14 protein-coding genes are annotated in these 16,221 nt (G+C 44.8%); 13 read left to right on the top strand and 1 reads right to left on the bottom strand.

The genetic code is table 11. The annotated features are described in order from the left end of the window. The first annotated feature begins 101 nt into the window (after positions 1–101). The 13 genes from DW904_RS00435 (at position 102) to DW904_RS00380 (ending at position 13,390) form a co-directional block, all read left to right on the top strand. Positions 102–1,457 carry a gluconate:H+ symporter gene (locus tag DW904_RS00435; RefSeq protein ID WP_118577613.1) on the top strand — a complete coding sequence of 452 codons (1,356 nt, stop codon included), beginning with the start codon at positions 102–104 and terminating at the stop codon, positions 1,455–1,457. 13 nt (positions 1,458–1,470) lie between these two features. Then, positions 1,471–1,707: an HPr family phosphocarrier protein gene (locus DW904_RS00430; protein ID WP_118577612.1), complete on the top strand. Its 237-nt coding sequence runs from the start codon at positions 1,471–1,473 to the stop codon at positions 1,705–1,707. Further along, complete coding sequence (gene ilvD, locus DW904_RS00425; RefSeq protein WP_118577611.1) at positions 1,704–3,470, top strand: dihydroxy-acid dehydratase; 1,767 nt, start codon at positions 1,704–1,706, stop codon at positions 3,468–3,470. Before DW904_RS00430 ends, ilvD begins: the two co-directional genes overlap by 4 nt. Before the next feature lie 2 nt (positions 3,471–3,472). Beyond that, positions 3,473–4,525, top strand: coding sequence for a sugar kinase (locus tag DW904_RS00420; protein ID WP_118577610.1), 1,053 nt, complete (start codon positions 3,473–3,475; stop codon positions 4,523–4,525). 15 nt (positions 4,526–4,540) lie between these two features. Further along, positions 4,541–5,179, top strand: coding sequence for a bifunctional 4-hydroxy-2-oxoglutarate aldolase/2-dehydro-3-deoxy-phosphogluconate aldolase (locus DW904_RS00415; RefSeq protein WP_118577609.1), 639 nt, complete (start codon positions 4,541–4,543; stop codon positions 5,177–5,179). 201 nt (positions 5,180–5,380) lie between these two features. Continuing rightward, entirely contained in the window at positions 5,381–6,913 is a 1,533-nt protein-coding gene (locus DW904_RS00410) for a sugar ABC transporter ATP-binding protein (protein WP_118577608.1), read from the top strand. Then, entirely contained in the window at positions 6,906–7,922 is a 1,017-nt protein-coding gene (locus DW904_RS00405) for an ABC transporter permease (protein ID WP_118577607.1), read from the top strand. The genes DW904_RS00410 and DW904_RS00405 overlap by 8 nt, the downstream gene beginning before the upstream one ends. A gap of 138 nt (positions 7,923–8,060) precedes the next feature. Continuing rightward, positions 8,061–8,993, top strand: a complete 933-nt coding sequence (locus DW904_RS00400; protein WP_118577606.1) for an ABC transporter substrate-binding protein — start codon at positions 8,061–8,063, stop codon at positions 8,991–8,993. A 214-nt stretch (positions 8,994–9,207) separates the two neighbouring features. After that, a complete protein-coding gene (locus DW904_RS00395; RefSeq protein WP_187565234.1) occupies positions 9,208–10,854 on the top strand; it encodes a response regulator in 1,647 nt (548 codons plus the stop codon). Between the two features lie 7 nt (positions 10,855–10,861). Then, complete coding sequence (locus DW904_RS24785) at positions 10,862–11,512, top strand: histidine kinase (protein WP_347561971.1); 651 nt, start codon at positions 10,862–10,864, stop codon at positions 11,510–11,512. Next, the gene (locus DW904_RS24780) at positions 11,398–11,910 is read left to right on the top strand and encodes an ATP-binding protein (protein ID WP_347561970.1); all 513 of its coding nucleotides are present in this window, start codon (positions 11,398–11,400) and stop codon (positions 11,908–11,910) included. The genes DW904_RS24785 and DW904_RS24780 overlap by 115 nt, the downstream gene beginning before the upstream one ends. Continuing rightward, positions 11,907–12,242, top strand: a complete 336-nt coding sequence (locus DW904_RS00385) for an ATP-binding cassette domain-containing protein (protein WP_118577604.1) — start codon at positions 11,907–11,909, stop codon at positions 12,240–12,242. Before DW904_RS24780 ends, DW904_RS00385 begins: the two co-directional genes overlap by 4 nt. Further along, positions 12,239–13,390 (top strand): sugar ABC transporter ATP-binding protein, encoded by a 1,152-nt coding sequence (locus DW904_RS00380; protein ID WP_118577603.1) that lies wholly within the window; start codon positions 12,239–12,241, stop codon positions 13,388–13,390. The genes DW904_RS00385 and DW904_RS00380 overlap by 4 nt, the downstream gene beginning before the upstream one ends. Before the next feature lie 243 nt (positions 13,391–13,633). Here DW904_RS00380 and DW904_RS00375 read toward each other — a convergent pair whose 3' ends face one another. Continuing rightward, positions 13,634–16,045 carry a glycoside hydrolase family 3 protein gene (locus tag DW904_RS00375; protein ID WP_118577602.1) on the bottom strand — a complete coding sequence of 804 codons (2,412 nt, stop codon included), beginning with the start codon at positions 16,043–16,045 and terminating at the stop codon, positions 13,634–13,636. Positions 16,046–16,221: the final 176 nt, after the last annotated feature.

Here is a 16,221-nt window from a genome sequence, read left to right as displayed (position 1 = left end):
CAGCAACTAAAGGGAAAATTACGTAAAAGCCACAGAAAAGGTCAGATGAATTCATTGAAAGATTGTAAGACATCAGATGAATCAAGGAGGTAAAAGGAAAAATGGAAGAAACAACTTTTGCGGCAGATCCAATGAGACTGATGATCGCGGCGGCGGTGGGAATTGTGATTCTGCTGGTACTGATCATCAAATTTAAGCTTCATCCGGTTCTGTCAATGATGATTTCCGCAATCATCATTGGAGCGGGAGCAGGAATGCCGCTTACGATGATCTCGGACACGGTAGAAAAAGGTGTTGGAAAGACACTACAGGGAATTGCGCTTCTGGTAGGCCTGGGTTCCATGTTTGGTGGAATCCTGGAGGTAAGCGGAGGAGCTCAGAGAATCGCAGAGACATTGATCGGTAAATTCGGTCAGAAAAAAGCCGGCTGGGCACTTGGACTTACAGGACTTGTAATTGGTACCACCGTATTTTTTGAAGCTGGTGTTGTGGTGCTGATCCCATTGGTGTTCAGCGTTGCGAAACAGACCAGAAAATCCACCCTGTATTATGCGATTCCCCTTCTTTCCGGTCTGGCAAGTGGCTATGCTTTTGTTCCGCCGTCTGCTGGCTCGGTACTTGTGGCAAATGCACTTGGCGTGAATCTGGGAACCATGATCATGGTAGGAGTTCCGACAGCGCTGATCTGTATGATGGTTTCCGGAATTTTCTGGGGAAGCTTTGTTGGCAATAAGATTTACACAGAGCTTCCGGCAAATGTGGAAGAGATTAAAGACGATGGAAAAGACCTTCCGCCCTTTGGACTGGTCTTAGGGGTGATACTGATTCCACTGGTTCTGATTCTTCTCAGCACGTTATCCAAGTATATGCCGCTTCCGGAAGGAGTAAAGGATGTTCTGGGATTCATAGGAAAACCATTCCTTGCATTAACCATTGCAACGCTGGCATCTATGTACTTCCTTGGAATCAAACGAGGATTTACAGGAGCCCAGTTAAAGAAAATCCTGGATCATTCACTCAGACCGGTAGGTATGATTCTTCTGGTCATTGCCAGCGGTGGAGTGATCCGATGGATGCTTCAGGATTCCGGCCTTGGAAATATTATCGGACCGGTGCTGGAGAAGAGTGGGCTTCCATTGATCCTGATCGCATTTCTCATTGCACTTCTGGTCAGAGCTTCTGTAGGAAGTTCAATTGTAGCGATGACAATGGCATCCGGAATTATGGCAACCATGCCGGCTGTAATGGATACCAGCATGCTTTACAGAGCTGCTATGTGCTGTGCAATCTGTGGCGGCGCAACTGCACTGAGCCATGTGAATGATGCAGGCTTCTGGCTGGTAACCTCATTCCTTGAGATCGACGAAAAGACAACCCTGAAATCCTGGACGATCATGGAGACACTGATCGGTGTTACGGCACTTATTGTAAGCTTTATTGTTTCAATCTTTGCATAGGAGGCAGGACGCAATGATAAAGATACCGGTTTATTTAAGAGATATGTGTGATGCCAAGCATCTGGTGCAGGCTGCATCAGGATGTGAGAAAAATGTAGATCTGATCTGTGGAAGATATATTGTAGATGCGAAATCAATGCTGGGGGTGTTCAGTCTTCCCACATTTGATGATGTAGAACTTGGAGCAGAAGAAGAGGACGAAGAGAAACTCAGGAAAACACTGGAAAGTTTAAAGCTTATCAGAGAATAAAAAATGGAGGAAAAAATCATGCAGTTAAAAAGTCAGGAAATGAGAAACTTGCACCGGAGCTTGATCCGCTGCGCATTGGAACAGGCTGGACAAAAGAAGATCTTGGAAAAGTCCAGGTTATGGTTGAAAGCACCTATGGTGACAGCCATCCGGGAAGCGGACATTTGAATATCCTTGTAGAAGAAGTCCGCAAAGGAATCGCAGAAGAAGGCGGTTTCGGAGCACGTTATAACTGTACCGATATCTGCGACGGTGAAAGCCAGGGAACAGATGGAATCAACTACAGTCTGGCCAGCCGTGAGATGATCGCCAATATGATCGAGATCCATGCAAATGCTACTCCTTTTGACGCAGGTGTATACCTTTCAAGCTGTGACAAAGGTGTTCCGGGAAATCTGATGGGACTTGCCAGAGTAAACATTCCTTCCGTATTTGTTCCAGGTGGAACCATGAATGCCGGACCGGAAATGCTGACCCTGGAGCAGCTTGGAATGTACAGCGCAAAATTTGAGCGTGGCGAAATTGATGAAGAGAAGCTTGACTGGGCAAAATGCAATGCGTGTCCAAGCTGTGGCGCATGTTCCTTTATCGGAACTGCATCTACCATGCAGATTATGGCAGAGGCACTAGGACTTGCACTTCCAGGCACAGCCCTGATGCCTGCAACCAGCCCTGACCTTCTTGACTTTGCAAGAGAGGCAGGAAGACAGGCAGTGAGAATTGCTCAGATGGAAAACATGCGTCCTTCTGACATTGTAACTATGAACAGCTTTGAGAATGCAATCCTTGTCCATGCTGCAATTTCAGGAAGCACCAACTGCCTGCTTCATATTCCGGCAATCGCTCATGAATTTGGCATTGAGATCACTGGTGATACATTTGACAAGCTGCACAGAAATGCAAGATATCTTCTGGATGTACGTCCGGCAGGTCGCTGGCCTGCAGAGTGCTTCTATTATGCAGGTGGTGTACCGGCAATCATGGAAGAGATCAAAGAGCATCTTCACCTGGATGTCATGACTGTTACAGGAAAGACATTAGGAGAAAACCTGGAAGAACTGAAGAACAACGGATTCTATGAAAAATGTGATAAATGGCTTCAGGAGTTTAACAAACGTTACAATGTAAATGTTACGAAGGAAGACATCATCCGTCCATATGACAAAGCAATCGGAACAGATGGAAGCATTGCAGTCCTTCGTGGAAACCTTGCTCCGGAAGGTGCCGTGATCAAACACACTGCATGCCCGAAGGAAATGTTTAAATCTGTTCTCCGCGCAAGACCATTTGACAGCGAAGAAGAATGTCTGGATGCAGTTCTGAAACATAAGGTTCAGAAGGGTGATGCAGTCTTCATCCGTTACGAGGGACCAAAGGGAAGCGGAATGCCGGAAATGTTCTATACTTCTGAGGCAATCAGCAGTGATAAGGAACTTGGAAAGAGCATTGCCCTGATCACAGACGGACGTTTCTCCGGTGCATCTACCGGTCCGGTTATCGGACACTGCAGCCCGGAGGCTGTTGATGGCGGCCCGATCGCACTTGTGGAAGAAGGCGATCTTATCGAAATCGATGTTATGAAAAGAAAACTAAACATCATCGGAATTGCAGGAGAACGTAAGTCTATGGAGGAAATTGACCAGATTCTTGCAGAAAGACGTAAAAACTGGAAACCACGTGAAATGAAATACAAAAAAGGTGTCCTGAGACTTTTCAGCCAGCATGCTGCAAGTCCAATGAAGGGAGCTTATCTGGAGTATTGATTATGAAGCATAAATTTATTACCATTGGCGAGATCATGCTTCGCCTGACTCCGCCGGATTATGAAAAAATCAGAACAGCAACATCTTTTGAGGCAAGATATGGGGGAAGTGAGGCCAATGTGGCCCTCTCCCTTGCAAATCTTGGAGTAGATGCCTCATTCTTTACAGTAGTTCCGGGAAACAGTCTTGGAAAAAGTGCTGTACGTATGCTGCGAAGCAATGACGTAAATTGCGACAGCGTAGTTTATTCAACAGAAGAAGAGACACCGACACATCGGCTTGGAACCTATTATCTGGAGACGGGTTACGGAATCCGCCCGAGTAAAGTCGTTTATGACAGAAAACACAGTGCTTTTTCAGAGTATGATTTCAGCAAAACAGATGTGAAGAAACTTCTGGAAGGATACACCTGGCTTCATCTGAGCGGAATCACTCCGGCACTTGGAAAAAGCTGCAGTGAACTGATCCTGACCTGCCTGAAAACAGCAAAGGAGAATGGCATGACCGTCAGCTTTGACGGAAATTTCAGAAGTACATTGTGGAACTGGGAGGAAGCAAGAGATTTCTGTACCCTCTGCCTTCCATACGTAGATGTTCTCTTTGGAATTGAGCCTTACCATATCTGGAAAAATGAAGAAGATCATACAGCAGGTGATGTAAAGGATGGTGTTCCCTTCCAGCCGGACCGTGAACAGCAGAAAAAAGTCTTCAGGGCCTTTGCAGAGAGATATCCGAATATCAAATGCATTGCAAGACATGTGCGTTTTGCACACAGCTGCAGTGAGAACAGCCTTATGGCTTATCTCTGGTTAAACGGAAAGATTTATGAAAGCAAACGGCTTACCTTCCATATTCTTGACCGTGTTGGAGGTGGAGATGCATTTGTAAGCGGTATTATTTATGCACTGATGAATGAATATACACCGGAGGATATTGTGAACTTTGGTGTTGCAGCCAGTGCAGTGAAGCATACCATTCATGGTGACGGAAATATTACAGATGATGTTTCCTTGATCAGACATGTGATGGAAATGAATTTTGATATAAAAAGATAACGAAAGGAAATTCAAATGATGGATATAGCAGAAAAGTTTCAGAAGCTTGGTGTTGTTCCGGTAGTTGTGCTGGAAGATACAAAAGATGCAGTACCCCTTGCAAAGGCACTTGTTGAAGGTGGACTTCCATGTGCAGAGGTAACTTTCCGTACAGAGGCAGCAGAAGAATCTATCCGTCTGATGACAGAACAGTTTCCGGAGATGCTTGTAGGAGCAGGAACCGTTCTTACCAGAGAGCAGGTAGATGCAGCTGTTGCAGCCGGTGCGAAGTTTATTGTAAGCCCTGGATTTGATCCGGAGATCGTAGATTACTGTCTGGAAAAAGAAATTCCTGTTTTTCCAGGCTGCATCACACCGTCTGAGGTCGCACAGGCAGTAAAAAGAGGCCTTAAAGTTGTAAAATTTTTCCCTGCAGAACCGGCAGGCGGAGTTGCCATGATCAAGGCTATGGCCGCACCTTATGTGGGAATTAAGTTTATGCCCACTGGCGGTATCAATGCAAAAAATCTGGAAGATTATCTTTCTTTCGACAAAATTATATGCTGCGGCGGAAGCTGGATGGTAAAAGGAGAGCTTGTAAAAAACGGAGAATTTGACAAGATCAGAGACCTGACAGCAGAAGCACGAAAACTGGTTGATTCCATCCGAAAATAATCGGAGGTATTACACATATTCATATTCACAAAAAACAGGATCCTGCATGAAAACAGGATCCTGTTTTTTACACACATACACTTCATACATTAAAAAAACCCCCATAAACCCAAACTCTCCCCCTCTATCCCAACCCCATCGTATGAGTTAAGATAATATCAACAAAGGAAAGCAAAAACAAATAAATGAGGAGGGAATGGAATGAATGAGGTCATTGTCTCCATGAACAATATCAGCAAAAGCTTCCCGGGCGTAAAGGCCCTGGATCATGTAAAGTTTGAGTTGCGTTCTGGAGAAGTCATGGCGCTGCTTGGGGAAAATGGAGCCGGAAAATCAACCCTGATGAAAATCCTCAGCGGTGTATATACCAGAGATGAAGGAACGATGGAAATCTTCGGAAAATCCTATGACGACCTGACACCAAAGCAGGCCCAGGAAGCAGGAGTAGCCATTATCCATCAGGAATTGAACATGTGCAGGCACTTAACAGTAACGGAGAACATGTTCCTTGGAAGAGAAGTAAAAGGTGGTTTATCCTTAAATAATGCGAAGATGCGGAAAGAAGCCAAGAAGGTTCTGGACGATCTTCGAATCGACATCAGTCCGGATCAGATCGTAGGAGATCTGCCAGTATCCAAACAGCAGATGGTTGAAATTGCAAAAGCACTTTCCATCAATGCAAGGATCCTGATCATGGACGAGCCTACATCCTCTCTGACAGCAAAAGAAATTGATGATCTTTTCCGTATCATCCGAAAGCTGAGGGACGAAGGAAGAGGAATTGTATATATTTCACACAGACTGGAAGAACTGTCCCATATCGTGGACAGAGTTACCATCATGCGAGATGGACAATACATAACAGACGGTAATTTCAAAGATATGGACATGGACTACATTATCAAAAATATGGTAGGCCGTGAAATCAAAGAAAAATTCCCGAGAGTGGAATGCAGGAAAGGCAAGAAGGTTTTTGAAGTGAAAAATCTTAATGCCGGAAAAATGGTCCGCGATATCAACTTCTCTTTATATGAAGGTGAGATTGTAGGATTTGCGGGACTGATGGGAGCCGGAAGAACGGAGACTACAAGAGCCATCTTCGGTGTTGATCCGAAAGACAGCGGAGAGTTTTATGTGGATGGTAAAAAAATTGAAGTCAACTGTCCAATGGATGCTATCCGAAACGGTGTTGTACTTGCTCCTGAGGATCGTAAAAAAGACGGTCTGTGTACGAAACTGAGTATTCGCCAGAACCTGGCACTGCCAAATCTTGACCTTGTATGCAATAAGATAGGTGTGATAAACTCAGGAAAAGAAGATGCTCTTTGCGAAAAAGCAGTGAAGGATCTCCGGATCAAAACACCGAACGTAGAAATTGATTCTGGCAATCTTTCTGGTGGAAACCAGCAGAAAGTAGTTGTTGGAAAATGGCTTGCAAGAGATTCACGGGTTGTTATCTTCGATGAGCCAACAAGAGGAATTGATGTTGGTGCAAAGGTAGAAATTTACAATCTGATGAATGAGCTGAAAAAACAGGGAATTGCAGTTATGTTTGTATCCTCTGAAATGCCGGAGGTCATGGGAATTGCAGACCGTATCATCGTAATGTGTGACGGACGTATCACCGGTGAGGTTTCAGCAAGGGAAGCCACCCAGGACGAGATCCTTACAATGGCAACATCCTTTGAAAACAAGAGTATTAAGGAAACTGAGGGAGGAAGTAAAAATGAATAGTAAACAGCAACGCCCCTTAAAGAAATTATTGGGAATCAGGGGAATGGGGGCAGCACTTACCGCATTTGTGGGGCTGATCATTATTTATATCGCATTTGGTATCATTAACCCGGCGGTTTTTTCAGGACAGAATATGTTGAACCTGCTGCGTTCCATGTCCAAGTACCTGCTGATCGGTATTGCACAAAGTTACGTACTGATCACTGGAAACATTGACCTGTCAATCGGATCCATGGTCGGAATGAGCGCCATGATCGCAGCCACCTTAATGACAACAGGAATGGCACCATTCCTTGCAATTGTGATCGCACTTATTGCCTGTCTGGTAGTTGGTGTAGTAAACGGATATCTGGTTGGAAAGTTTAAACTTCCTCCATTTATTGCAACGCTTGGAACCATGTTCGTAGCACGAGGAATTGCCTACATGGTAAACGGAAACAGAAACACAGATGCCATTGCAACAGGTGTTGGAAAAGAAACGGCTGATGCATTCCAAAATTGTTTTTATTACGGTAAAACACTTGGCATTTATAACACATTCTGGATCGCACTTGTTATTTTTGTTATATTTTTCTTTATCTTATCCAAGACACGTACAGGCCGTCATATTTACGCAATCGGTTCTAATGTGGACGCAGCAAAGCTTTCTGGTGTAAACGTAGTTTCCACCACAGTAAAGACTTATCTGGTAAGTTCCGTATGCTCCTGTGTAGTTGGACTTATCCTTTGCGCACAGGCTGGTATGGGAAATATGGAAGCTGGAAACATGTACGAGATGTACGGCGTAGCAGCCGGCGTAATCGGTGGCGTTTCCCCACTTGGAGGAACTGGAATCCTTCTTGGAACCTTCGCAGGTGCAGCTGTCTGGCAGACACTGGAAAATGGTCTGAACATGATCGGTGCACAGGTTGGTATCCAGCGAGTTGTAATCGGCGTGATCGTAGTTGCAGCCGTATTGCTGGATGTAGTTGTAAGAAACGGACAGTTTGGCAAACACAGAAAAAAATAACCGCAAGAAAACAGTATTTTTCACAGGAAAATGAAATCGACAACTGAATATGGGAAATGCAAAATAATTTCATGAAACTAAACCGCAAATGGAGAAGGCGGGTAGTTATAAAAAATAATTTTTAGGAGGATTTTTACAATGAAAAGAAAACTTTTAGCTATGGTATGTGCAGTATCTATGATCGCTTCCCTTGGAGCAGCTACTGTTTATGCATCAGATGATGTTAAGGCTACAGGCGAAGAGAAAATTGCGCTGATTACAATGGATTCTATTGATCAGCACTGGATCACCCTGAACGAAGGTGCTCAGGAAGAGGCTAAAGAGCTTGGTGTAACAGTTGACTTTATGTCCCCGAACACAAAGGATGATGCCCAGCAGATCGAGTGTGTAAACAACGCAGTAGCAGGCGGCTATGACGCGATCATGGTTGCTGCAAATGGACCAGACGCTATTTCTTCCGCACTTCAGGAAGCAAAAGACCAGGGAATTAAGATCGTATATGTTGACTCCCCTGCAAATGTCGAGGCAGAAGCTACTTTCTCCACAGACAACAAAGCAGCTGGAACAACAGCAGGAGAAGAGATGAAGAAGGCTCTTGAGGATGCTGGTATTACATCCGGAAAAATCGGTGTCATTAATGTAAACGCAGCTACTGATTCCTGCGTAAACCGTGAGGAAGGCTTCCGCGCAGCATTTGACGGCACAGACTTCGAAATCATGGAAACCCAGTACGGCGAAGGTGATGCTGCAAAATCCCAGAGTATCGCAGAGAACTACATTACACAGGGCGTTGTTGGTATCTTTGGATGTAACGAAGGTTCCACAACTGGTGCCGGAAATGCCATCAAAGCAGCTGGAAACGCTGACATCATCGGTGTTGGTTTTGATAAATCTGACGCGATCCTGAATCTGATCGACGACGGATATCTTCTTTGCACAATGGCTCAGAACCCGGATGTTATGGGATCTGAAGGCGTAAAAGCAGCTGTAAAAGCAATCAACGGCGAGGAGCTCGGCGGAGAAGTTACAGATACAGGTGTATCTGTGATCACAAAGGATTCTGATAAATAATCTGAAATAAAAGGAATATTGTTCATGGAACGTCATGGATATGATGACGGCTGGGACAGTAATTATAAGGAGCAAGAAACCGTCGGTTTTTCCGGCGGTTTTCTTGCTTAAAATGCTGAAATGGATTATCATTAGAAGTAAGAAAAAGTGGAGAGAGTTTCTAAAAAAAATGGGGAAATTTCTTCACAGTAATTATGTAATGGGGACGGAGAACATGGAGATTTTAAAGGTAGTAATTGCAGATGATGAGGTGCGGATCTGCCAGCTGATCCAGGCACTGATCGACTGGGATTCTATGGGAATGAAGGTGGTGGGAGTCGCCCACAACGGAGAAGAAGCCTGCGAAATGGTACGGCAGACACAGCCAGATATTCTGATCACAGATATCCGCATGCCAGGCTGCAGTGGCCTGGAGCTGGTAAAAAGGGTGAAGGAGCTGGATTCCGCTTTGGAAGTAATCATAATCAGTGGTTACGCCCATTTCGAGTATGCACAGCAGGCTATCAGTTACGGTGTGGGACATTATCTTCTGAAGCCGGTAAACAAGGGGGAACTGACTGCTACCCTGCAGAAATTGCAGAAAAAGATCGGGGAGCGCAAGGAGTCGGAACTGAATCATCAGGAGCTTGTAAATAAGGCGAAAAGGGATGATGACCATTTACGGGCAAATCTGATCGACAGGCTGCTGGATCAGCCGGATATGCCGGTTTCACAGGACACACTGACGAGCATTTATCATCTGAAAGCAAGACAGGGAGTGTACCAGGCGTTTTGCGTAAAAGTGGATTATGGAAGAAAGATTATTTCTGGCGGCAGGATGGATGGAACAACAGGTCTGGCTGGCGCACGAGAGATCAGCTCCACTTCCAGTGAGATCCTTATGGAAAAAGTACGTGAGGTCCTGGAACGAAATCTGAAAAAAGACAGCCGCGAATTAATTCTTCTGATTCGTGATGATTACTGCTACGGCATTCTTAACTACCCGGAAAGTGAGAAGGAATCCATCCGCCGGAGCATGAAGAGCAGCCTTACCCAGATGGAAATCCAGAAAAATATGTTTCAGCATGTAAGCTTTTCCATGGCAGTTGGAGCAGTATACAAAGAGGCAGAGCATTTGGCAGACTCTATGCAGGAAGCCCGAAAACTGATCCAGGAAAGACTGGTAAAAGGGGATGGACGGGTTCTCGACTGTATGGGAAAAGCTTCAGAAATTCAGGAGAGTGAGCTGCTGAAAAAGTATCTTCGTGATATTACTCATGCTGTAGAAATCTCCAGCATTCAGAATGCAGCAGAAGCAGTAGATGATTTGCAGGATACGGTAAATAAGGCGAAAGAAATCCGGGGCAGCGAGATTTTCGAACTGGTGTATGCAGCAGCTGATATTTTTGCAGCAAGTATTCGGATTCCAGAGCGCACTGCTACAGTGGAGGAATTCCGTAAACAGTGTGATAAATGTGGAAAAATAGAGGAAATTTTTTCATGTCTTAGGGATTTCCAGCAAAAATATATCCAGGAGCAGGCTGAACGCTATGAAAATGATACCATTCGCCCGGTTCGCAAGGCAAAGGAATATATCCAGAACCATTTCAGTGATCCTCTGACCTTAGAGGAAGTCAGCGAGATGGTGGGACTTAGCACTGCTTATTTCAGTGTCTTATTCAAGAAGACAGAAGGAGAAGGTTTTGCAAAATATCTGATCAACGTGAGAATGGAACAGGCCAAGCTACTCCTTCGGGAATCCAATCTTCCAGTAACAGAAATCTGCAAGAGGGTAGGATATAACGACCCGAAACATTTCACACATACCTTTGAGAAAGCGGCAGGGGTGAAACCCTCTACATATAGAAAATTGTATGGATAAATCAAATATGAAATATAAAGAAAAACTGAAATACATATCCAACCGTGCGCTTGTCCTGGGAACGGTAGTCTTCGGGAGTTTTATTATTCTGGCGGTAATTCAGCTGTTATTGGCATATAAAGGAGAAACACCCTGGTGGATAGCCATAATTATAACAATATTTGCAATTTTGTTTCCAACTGTATTCTGGCTCTGGATCCACCGTCCTTACATGCGCTGTGAAAAAATGATGGATCGTTTTCTGGAGGGTTATATTTTTTCAGAAAAAGAAGATATGGAGCTCTTGAACCTGACTCCAAGCATCCAGAAGCAGATGAAAATGGTAGACCGCATTGTGCGTTCTCCCCAATATATGGATCTGAACAAAAGACAGGCCCAGTACCTGGCTTTGCAGAATCAGATCAATCCCCACTTCCTTTACAATACACTGGAAAGCATCCGTGGAGAAGCCATTATTGCAGGTCTGGACAGCATTGCAGATATGACAGAAGCCTGGCAAGATTTTTCCGTTACACCATTACCAAGGTGGAGAATCTGGTTTCTGTGGAGGAAGAACTGGATAACTGTGAGACTTATTTCGGAATTCAGAAATATCGTTTCGGGGACCGGCTGCAGCTTCATATTGATTATGATATTGCAGAGTATGAAAAGATCATGAATTGCAGAATTCCCAAACTGACGTTGCAGCCGATTCTGGAAAACAGCATTATTCATGGCGTGGAGCTGAAGGTTGGAGGTGGAAATCTCTATATCCGTTTTCAGTGTACAAAGAATCGCCTGCTCATCCGTATTTCAGACGATGGGGTGGGAATGGACGAGCTGACCTTAGCAAAGCTGAACCAGAAACTGGGCAAGTCAACCAAGGCTTTTCACGACAATGAAGAAAAACAAGGCGGAATCGCTCTGGTGAATGTGAATAACAGAATCCATTTGATCTTTGGGGATGAATATGGAATGCACGTTTATTCTGTACCAGGAGAAGGGACAGATGTGGAGATCACCATCCCTATACTTACTGACGACAGACAGGTGAAAAACAGGAGTGTGCTGGTATGAGAAATGAAGTTCTCAGAATGGAGCGTGTGACGTATAAAGAGGATGAGGTTGTGAAGCTGAAGGACTTCAACCTTCAGATCTTTCAGGGGGAGGTTATGGGATTTCTGCCTGTTAACAGTCATGGGAAAACAGCTCTTCTGAAACTTCTGGAGCGGAATCTTCCCCTCTATGACGGTTACATTTATTACGGTGGGGAAAAGGTAAATACCTGGAAAGAACATTATAAGGCTGCAAACCGGATCAGCATTATCCAGGAGAAAAGTTCTTTGGCAGGGAATTTAAATATTGCAGATAATATTTTTGTACTGCGCCCGGCTTTCGCCAGTGGGTGATCCGCACAAAGATCCTGAACCGGCAGATGAAGCCCTTTTTTGAAGATATCGGAATGGACATTCCACTTAATAAAGATGTGGAGAAGCTTTCCACTTTTGAGCGGATCATTGTAGAATTGCTCCGGGCTGTGATTATGGGATATCATCTGATCGTGCTGGATGAAGTTGGAGCTCTTGTCAGTGATGATGAGTTGAAAAAGCTTCATGGAATTATCCGTCATTATGTGGAAAAAGGGTTTTCTTTTCTTTATATCTGTTCTCATCTGGAGGAGATTTCCAGTATCTGTGACAGATGTGCGCTGTTTACCAATGGAAGAATCCAGAAGATTCTGGAAAGAGAGGAGCTGTTCAATGATCCGTCCGTAACTTACATGACGGAATATAACGACATGGTCCGTTATCATACGGAAAAAAGGGAAGGGAAGCAGGCTGCACCGGTTGTTTTTCAGTGGAAGGGCTACGGAGAGGATGCTGCCTGCAATTTTTCCTTTGATGTGCATAAAGGAGAATGCCTGGCCGTACAGATTATGGATGCCAGGGGAATGGAGGAGCTGCGGAAGATTCTGACCGGAGATATTTTACCGGAAAGTGGAGAACTCCTGTTGAATGGGAAGCAGACAGAGATTCCGGGAAATTGCAGGATTGCAGTAATCCAGGAACGTACTACAAAAACCATGATTTTTCCCGAACTGGATTATATGAATAATCTCTGTATTTGTCTGACAGAGAAAGTTCCTTCAATCTGGCACAACAAACGTCTTCAGAAAAGTATTCGGAATGAATACAGTCCCATATTAGGGTCAGACGTTTTTGAAATGCCGGTGGAGGAACTGAGTGAAAAGCAGAAGTATCAGCTGGTGTATACAAGAGTACTTTTGCAGAAACCGGAGATTCTGTTTTGTATTCAGCCTTTCTGCGGCGCTGACCTTGCTCACAGGATGTTTATCTGGAGTATGTTGGAAAAGTTCCTGGATAAGGGGATTTCGGTGGTGATCTTATCTTTGAATTTATCGGATTCTCTGGCAATGGCAGATCGCCTGTTGATTCTTGGGGAGAATGGGGAAAAGAGGGAAATTGCAAGAGAAAATTTTCATAAGATTACATCGCCGGTGCCCTGGCTGCACATGTATCTGTCAGAGAGAAAATAAAATATAATATTAATAATTCGGATTGTATTTTCAAACACGCTCCAGAGCCTAAATAAGAAGCCCATGGCAACAGAAATAAAATTGCCATGGGTTTCTTTATAACTAAAATTCAATTGTTTTACTTGTGCTCGCGTCCACTTTCCTGTCTGCGGATAAGAAGTATCCTTCGCTTGCAAATTGGCCAACTGCAATTAATTATAAGTTGCAAAAATTTATTATTGTGAAATATGAGATTACACTTTATTAGTCAATCTTCAGAATCAGCTCCAGCACCCGTCCTGCACAGTGCTCTAATTCCGGGCGGCCAAGCTGTCCCATTTCCATGGCCTTTTTTACACGCTCGGGGAAACCGGTTCCCATTTTTACGTCATTTCCGGCCTTGATTTCTTTGTAATGTTCAGCTCTTGTCCACCAGTCAGTTGTAACCATGCCCTTGAAGCCCCACTCGCCGCGGAGAACATCTTCCAGAAGCTCGCGATTCTCAGAAGCGCGGTGACCATTGATTGCATTGTAGGAGGACATGATGGTCCATGGCTGTGCCTCTTTTACAATGATCTCGAAACCTTTCAGATAGATCTCACGAAGTGCACGCTCGGAAACACGGGAATCGCTGTGCTTTCTGTTGGTCTCTTTGTTATTTGCTGCGAAATGCTTCACAGAAGCTGCAATGTGCTGGGACTGGATACCTTTTACCATAGCTGCGCCCATCTTTCCGGCAATCAGCGGATCCTCGGAATAGTACTCGAAGTTTCTTCCGCAAAGAGGATTTCTGTGGATATTTACTGCTGGGGTAAGCCATACAGCAAGATTGTTCTCCTTCACTTCTTCGGCACCAGCCTGTCCAACCTGCTGAACAAGAGCCGGGTTCCAGGTGCATGCAAGAAGTGTCGCGCAAGGCCATGCTGTTGTGTTCATGCTGCATTCCCCGCTGATACGAAGTCCGGCTGGACCGTCTGCTGTCATAATGGATGGAACGCCGTAATCCGGAAGATTTCCAAAACCGAAGGTATTGGAAACACCTACGTTTGGCTGTCCTCCAAGAAGATGAATCAGATCGTCATCGCTTAACTGTGCCATAAAATCATCCAGGGAAAGCCTGCCTTCTGCTACATCAATAAACTGCTTTCTGCCAAAGTTGTCGAAAAGTGTGCCACGTGCACAGCAGCGGACTGCAGGGGTAATACCTTCCTCAGTGCCCGGCTCCATTTTCTCAAATACGCATTCGTTCATGTCATTGCATGCAGACTGTGGAAGCTCCTCAAAACTGCCGTCAGAGAGCATACGCTCTTTCAGGCTGGTTGGAACAAGATGAGCTGTCAGCTGCTTTGTGATTACATTTTCAGCCAGTTCCATTGTTAGGATGCTCTCCTTGGTGTCGCGCACAGAAGTTCCAATATAGAACTTATAAGTACCTTTTTCCAGAATATATGCGGATTTCTTGATTTTTCCAAGGTCATCGTAGGAAGCCATGTCAGCCTTTGCAAAGGAAAGGCGGATCTGCTGTGTCTCGCCTGGCTGAAGAAGACGGGTTTTTGCAAAAGCGGCAAGCTGGCGGGCTGGTTTCTTCAGAAGTCCCTGTGGAGCTTCGAAATAAATCTGGACAACTTCTTTTCCAGCCAGGTTACCGGTGTTGGTTACCTGAACCTCAGCGAAAATCTGATCCTCTGTTTCCCACATAGCGATGGTGTCCAGGCCAAAGGTGGTGTAGGAAAGTCCATATCCAAATGGATAGATTACTTTTTTTTGTGCCCCTGGAAGAGTTTCAAAATAGCGGTAGCCTACATAAATATCTTCCGTATAGTTTACATAATCAAAAGACTCATGGAAGTTGGCAGTGGATGGATAATCATTTACGTCTGCGGCAAAAGTGTCAGCCAGCTTACCGGAAGGATTTCCTTTGCCGGTGAGAAGCTCCGCCATGGCAAGTCCGCCTTCCATGCCTCCTTGCCATCCAAGAAGAGCGGAGGAAATCCGGTCGTCATTTTTTATCCAGGAAAGATCCATGATTCCGCCGATGTTGAGAACTACCACGATATCATCGAAGCGTTCTTTTACCATGGAAAGCATTTCTTTCTCACGGGCAGTGAGATAGAAGTCGCCATCCGGGAAAATTTCGCCGGAAATTTTCGGCATGGTGGTTTCCGTATCCCATGGATTAAATTCGTTGTTGCATTCAATACTGGAACGGTCCCAGCCTTCGCCGGAGAAACGGCTGATCACAACAACAGCAACGTCAGCAAATGCTTTTGCGCCGTCAGCAAGTTCTGGGGAAAGCTCTGGCTCTACCGTCATTCCTGGTGCGGCACCCTTTTCATACTGGTGCTGGATATCGGTGCGGTAAAATGCGGATAATGGCTCATAGATCTGAACGGCGCCTTCCTGCATTTTCAGCCCGTCGTAAAGGTTGTGTACATAAGAAACCATAACATCACCGCTTCCGCCGCCGCCTTTTACATAGTCGAAGCTGCCCTTACCGAAAAGGGCGATGCGTGTGCCCTCAACAAGAGGAAGCAGATTTTTCTCATTTTTTAAAAGAACCATACCTTCCTTGGCGGCTTCTTTGGAAAGAAGGATATGTTCTTTGCTTGCGGTAACACGGCCGCTTTCCTTAAGGGGAAGGTTTGGCTGGAATTTAACTCTGGTCCATTTGTTCATTGTGGGATGTCCTCCTGTAGATAAATTTATAATTAGAAAGTTTTTTTCGTGTAGTTGCCTTGATATTGCTATTGTACTGGAAAAAGCGGTGGTGTACTAGATGGTTTATTGCTTCTTTTATAGGTCTTTCTTGATATTATAGATGAAATATTATATATTATCATAAAGAATAAATG

This window comes from Ruminococcus sp. AM42-11, from assembly GCF_003480145.1.
Lineage (GTDB): Bacteria > Bacillota > Clostridia > Lachnospirales > Lachnospiraceae > Blautia_A > Blautia_A faecis.
The sequence above is the reverse complement of the archived record's forward strand: the minus strand, read 5'-3'. Positions and strand labels throughout refer to the sequence as shown.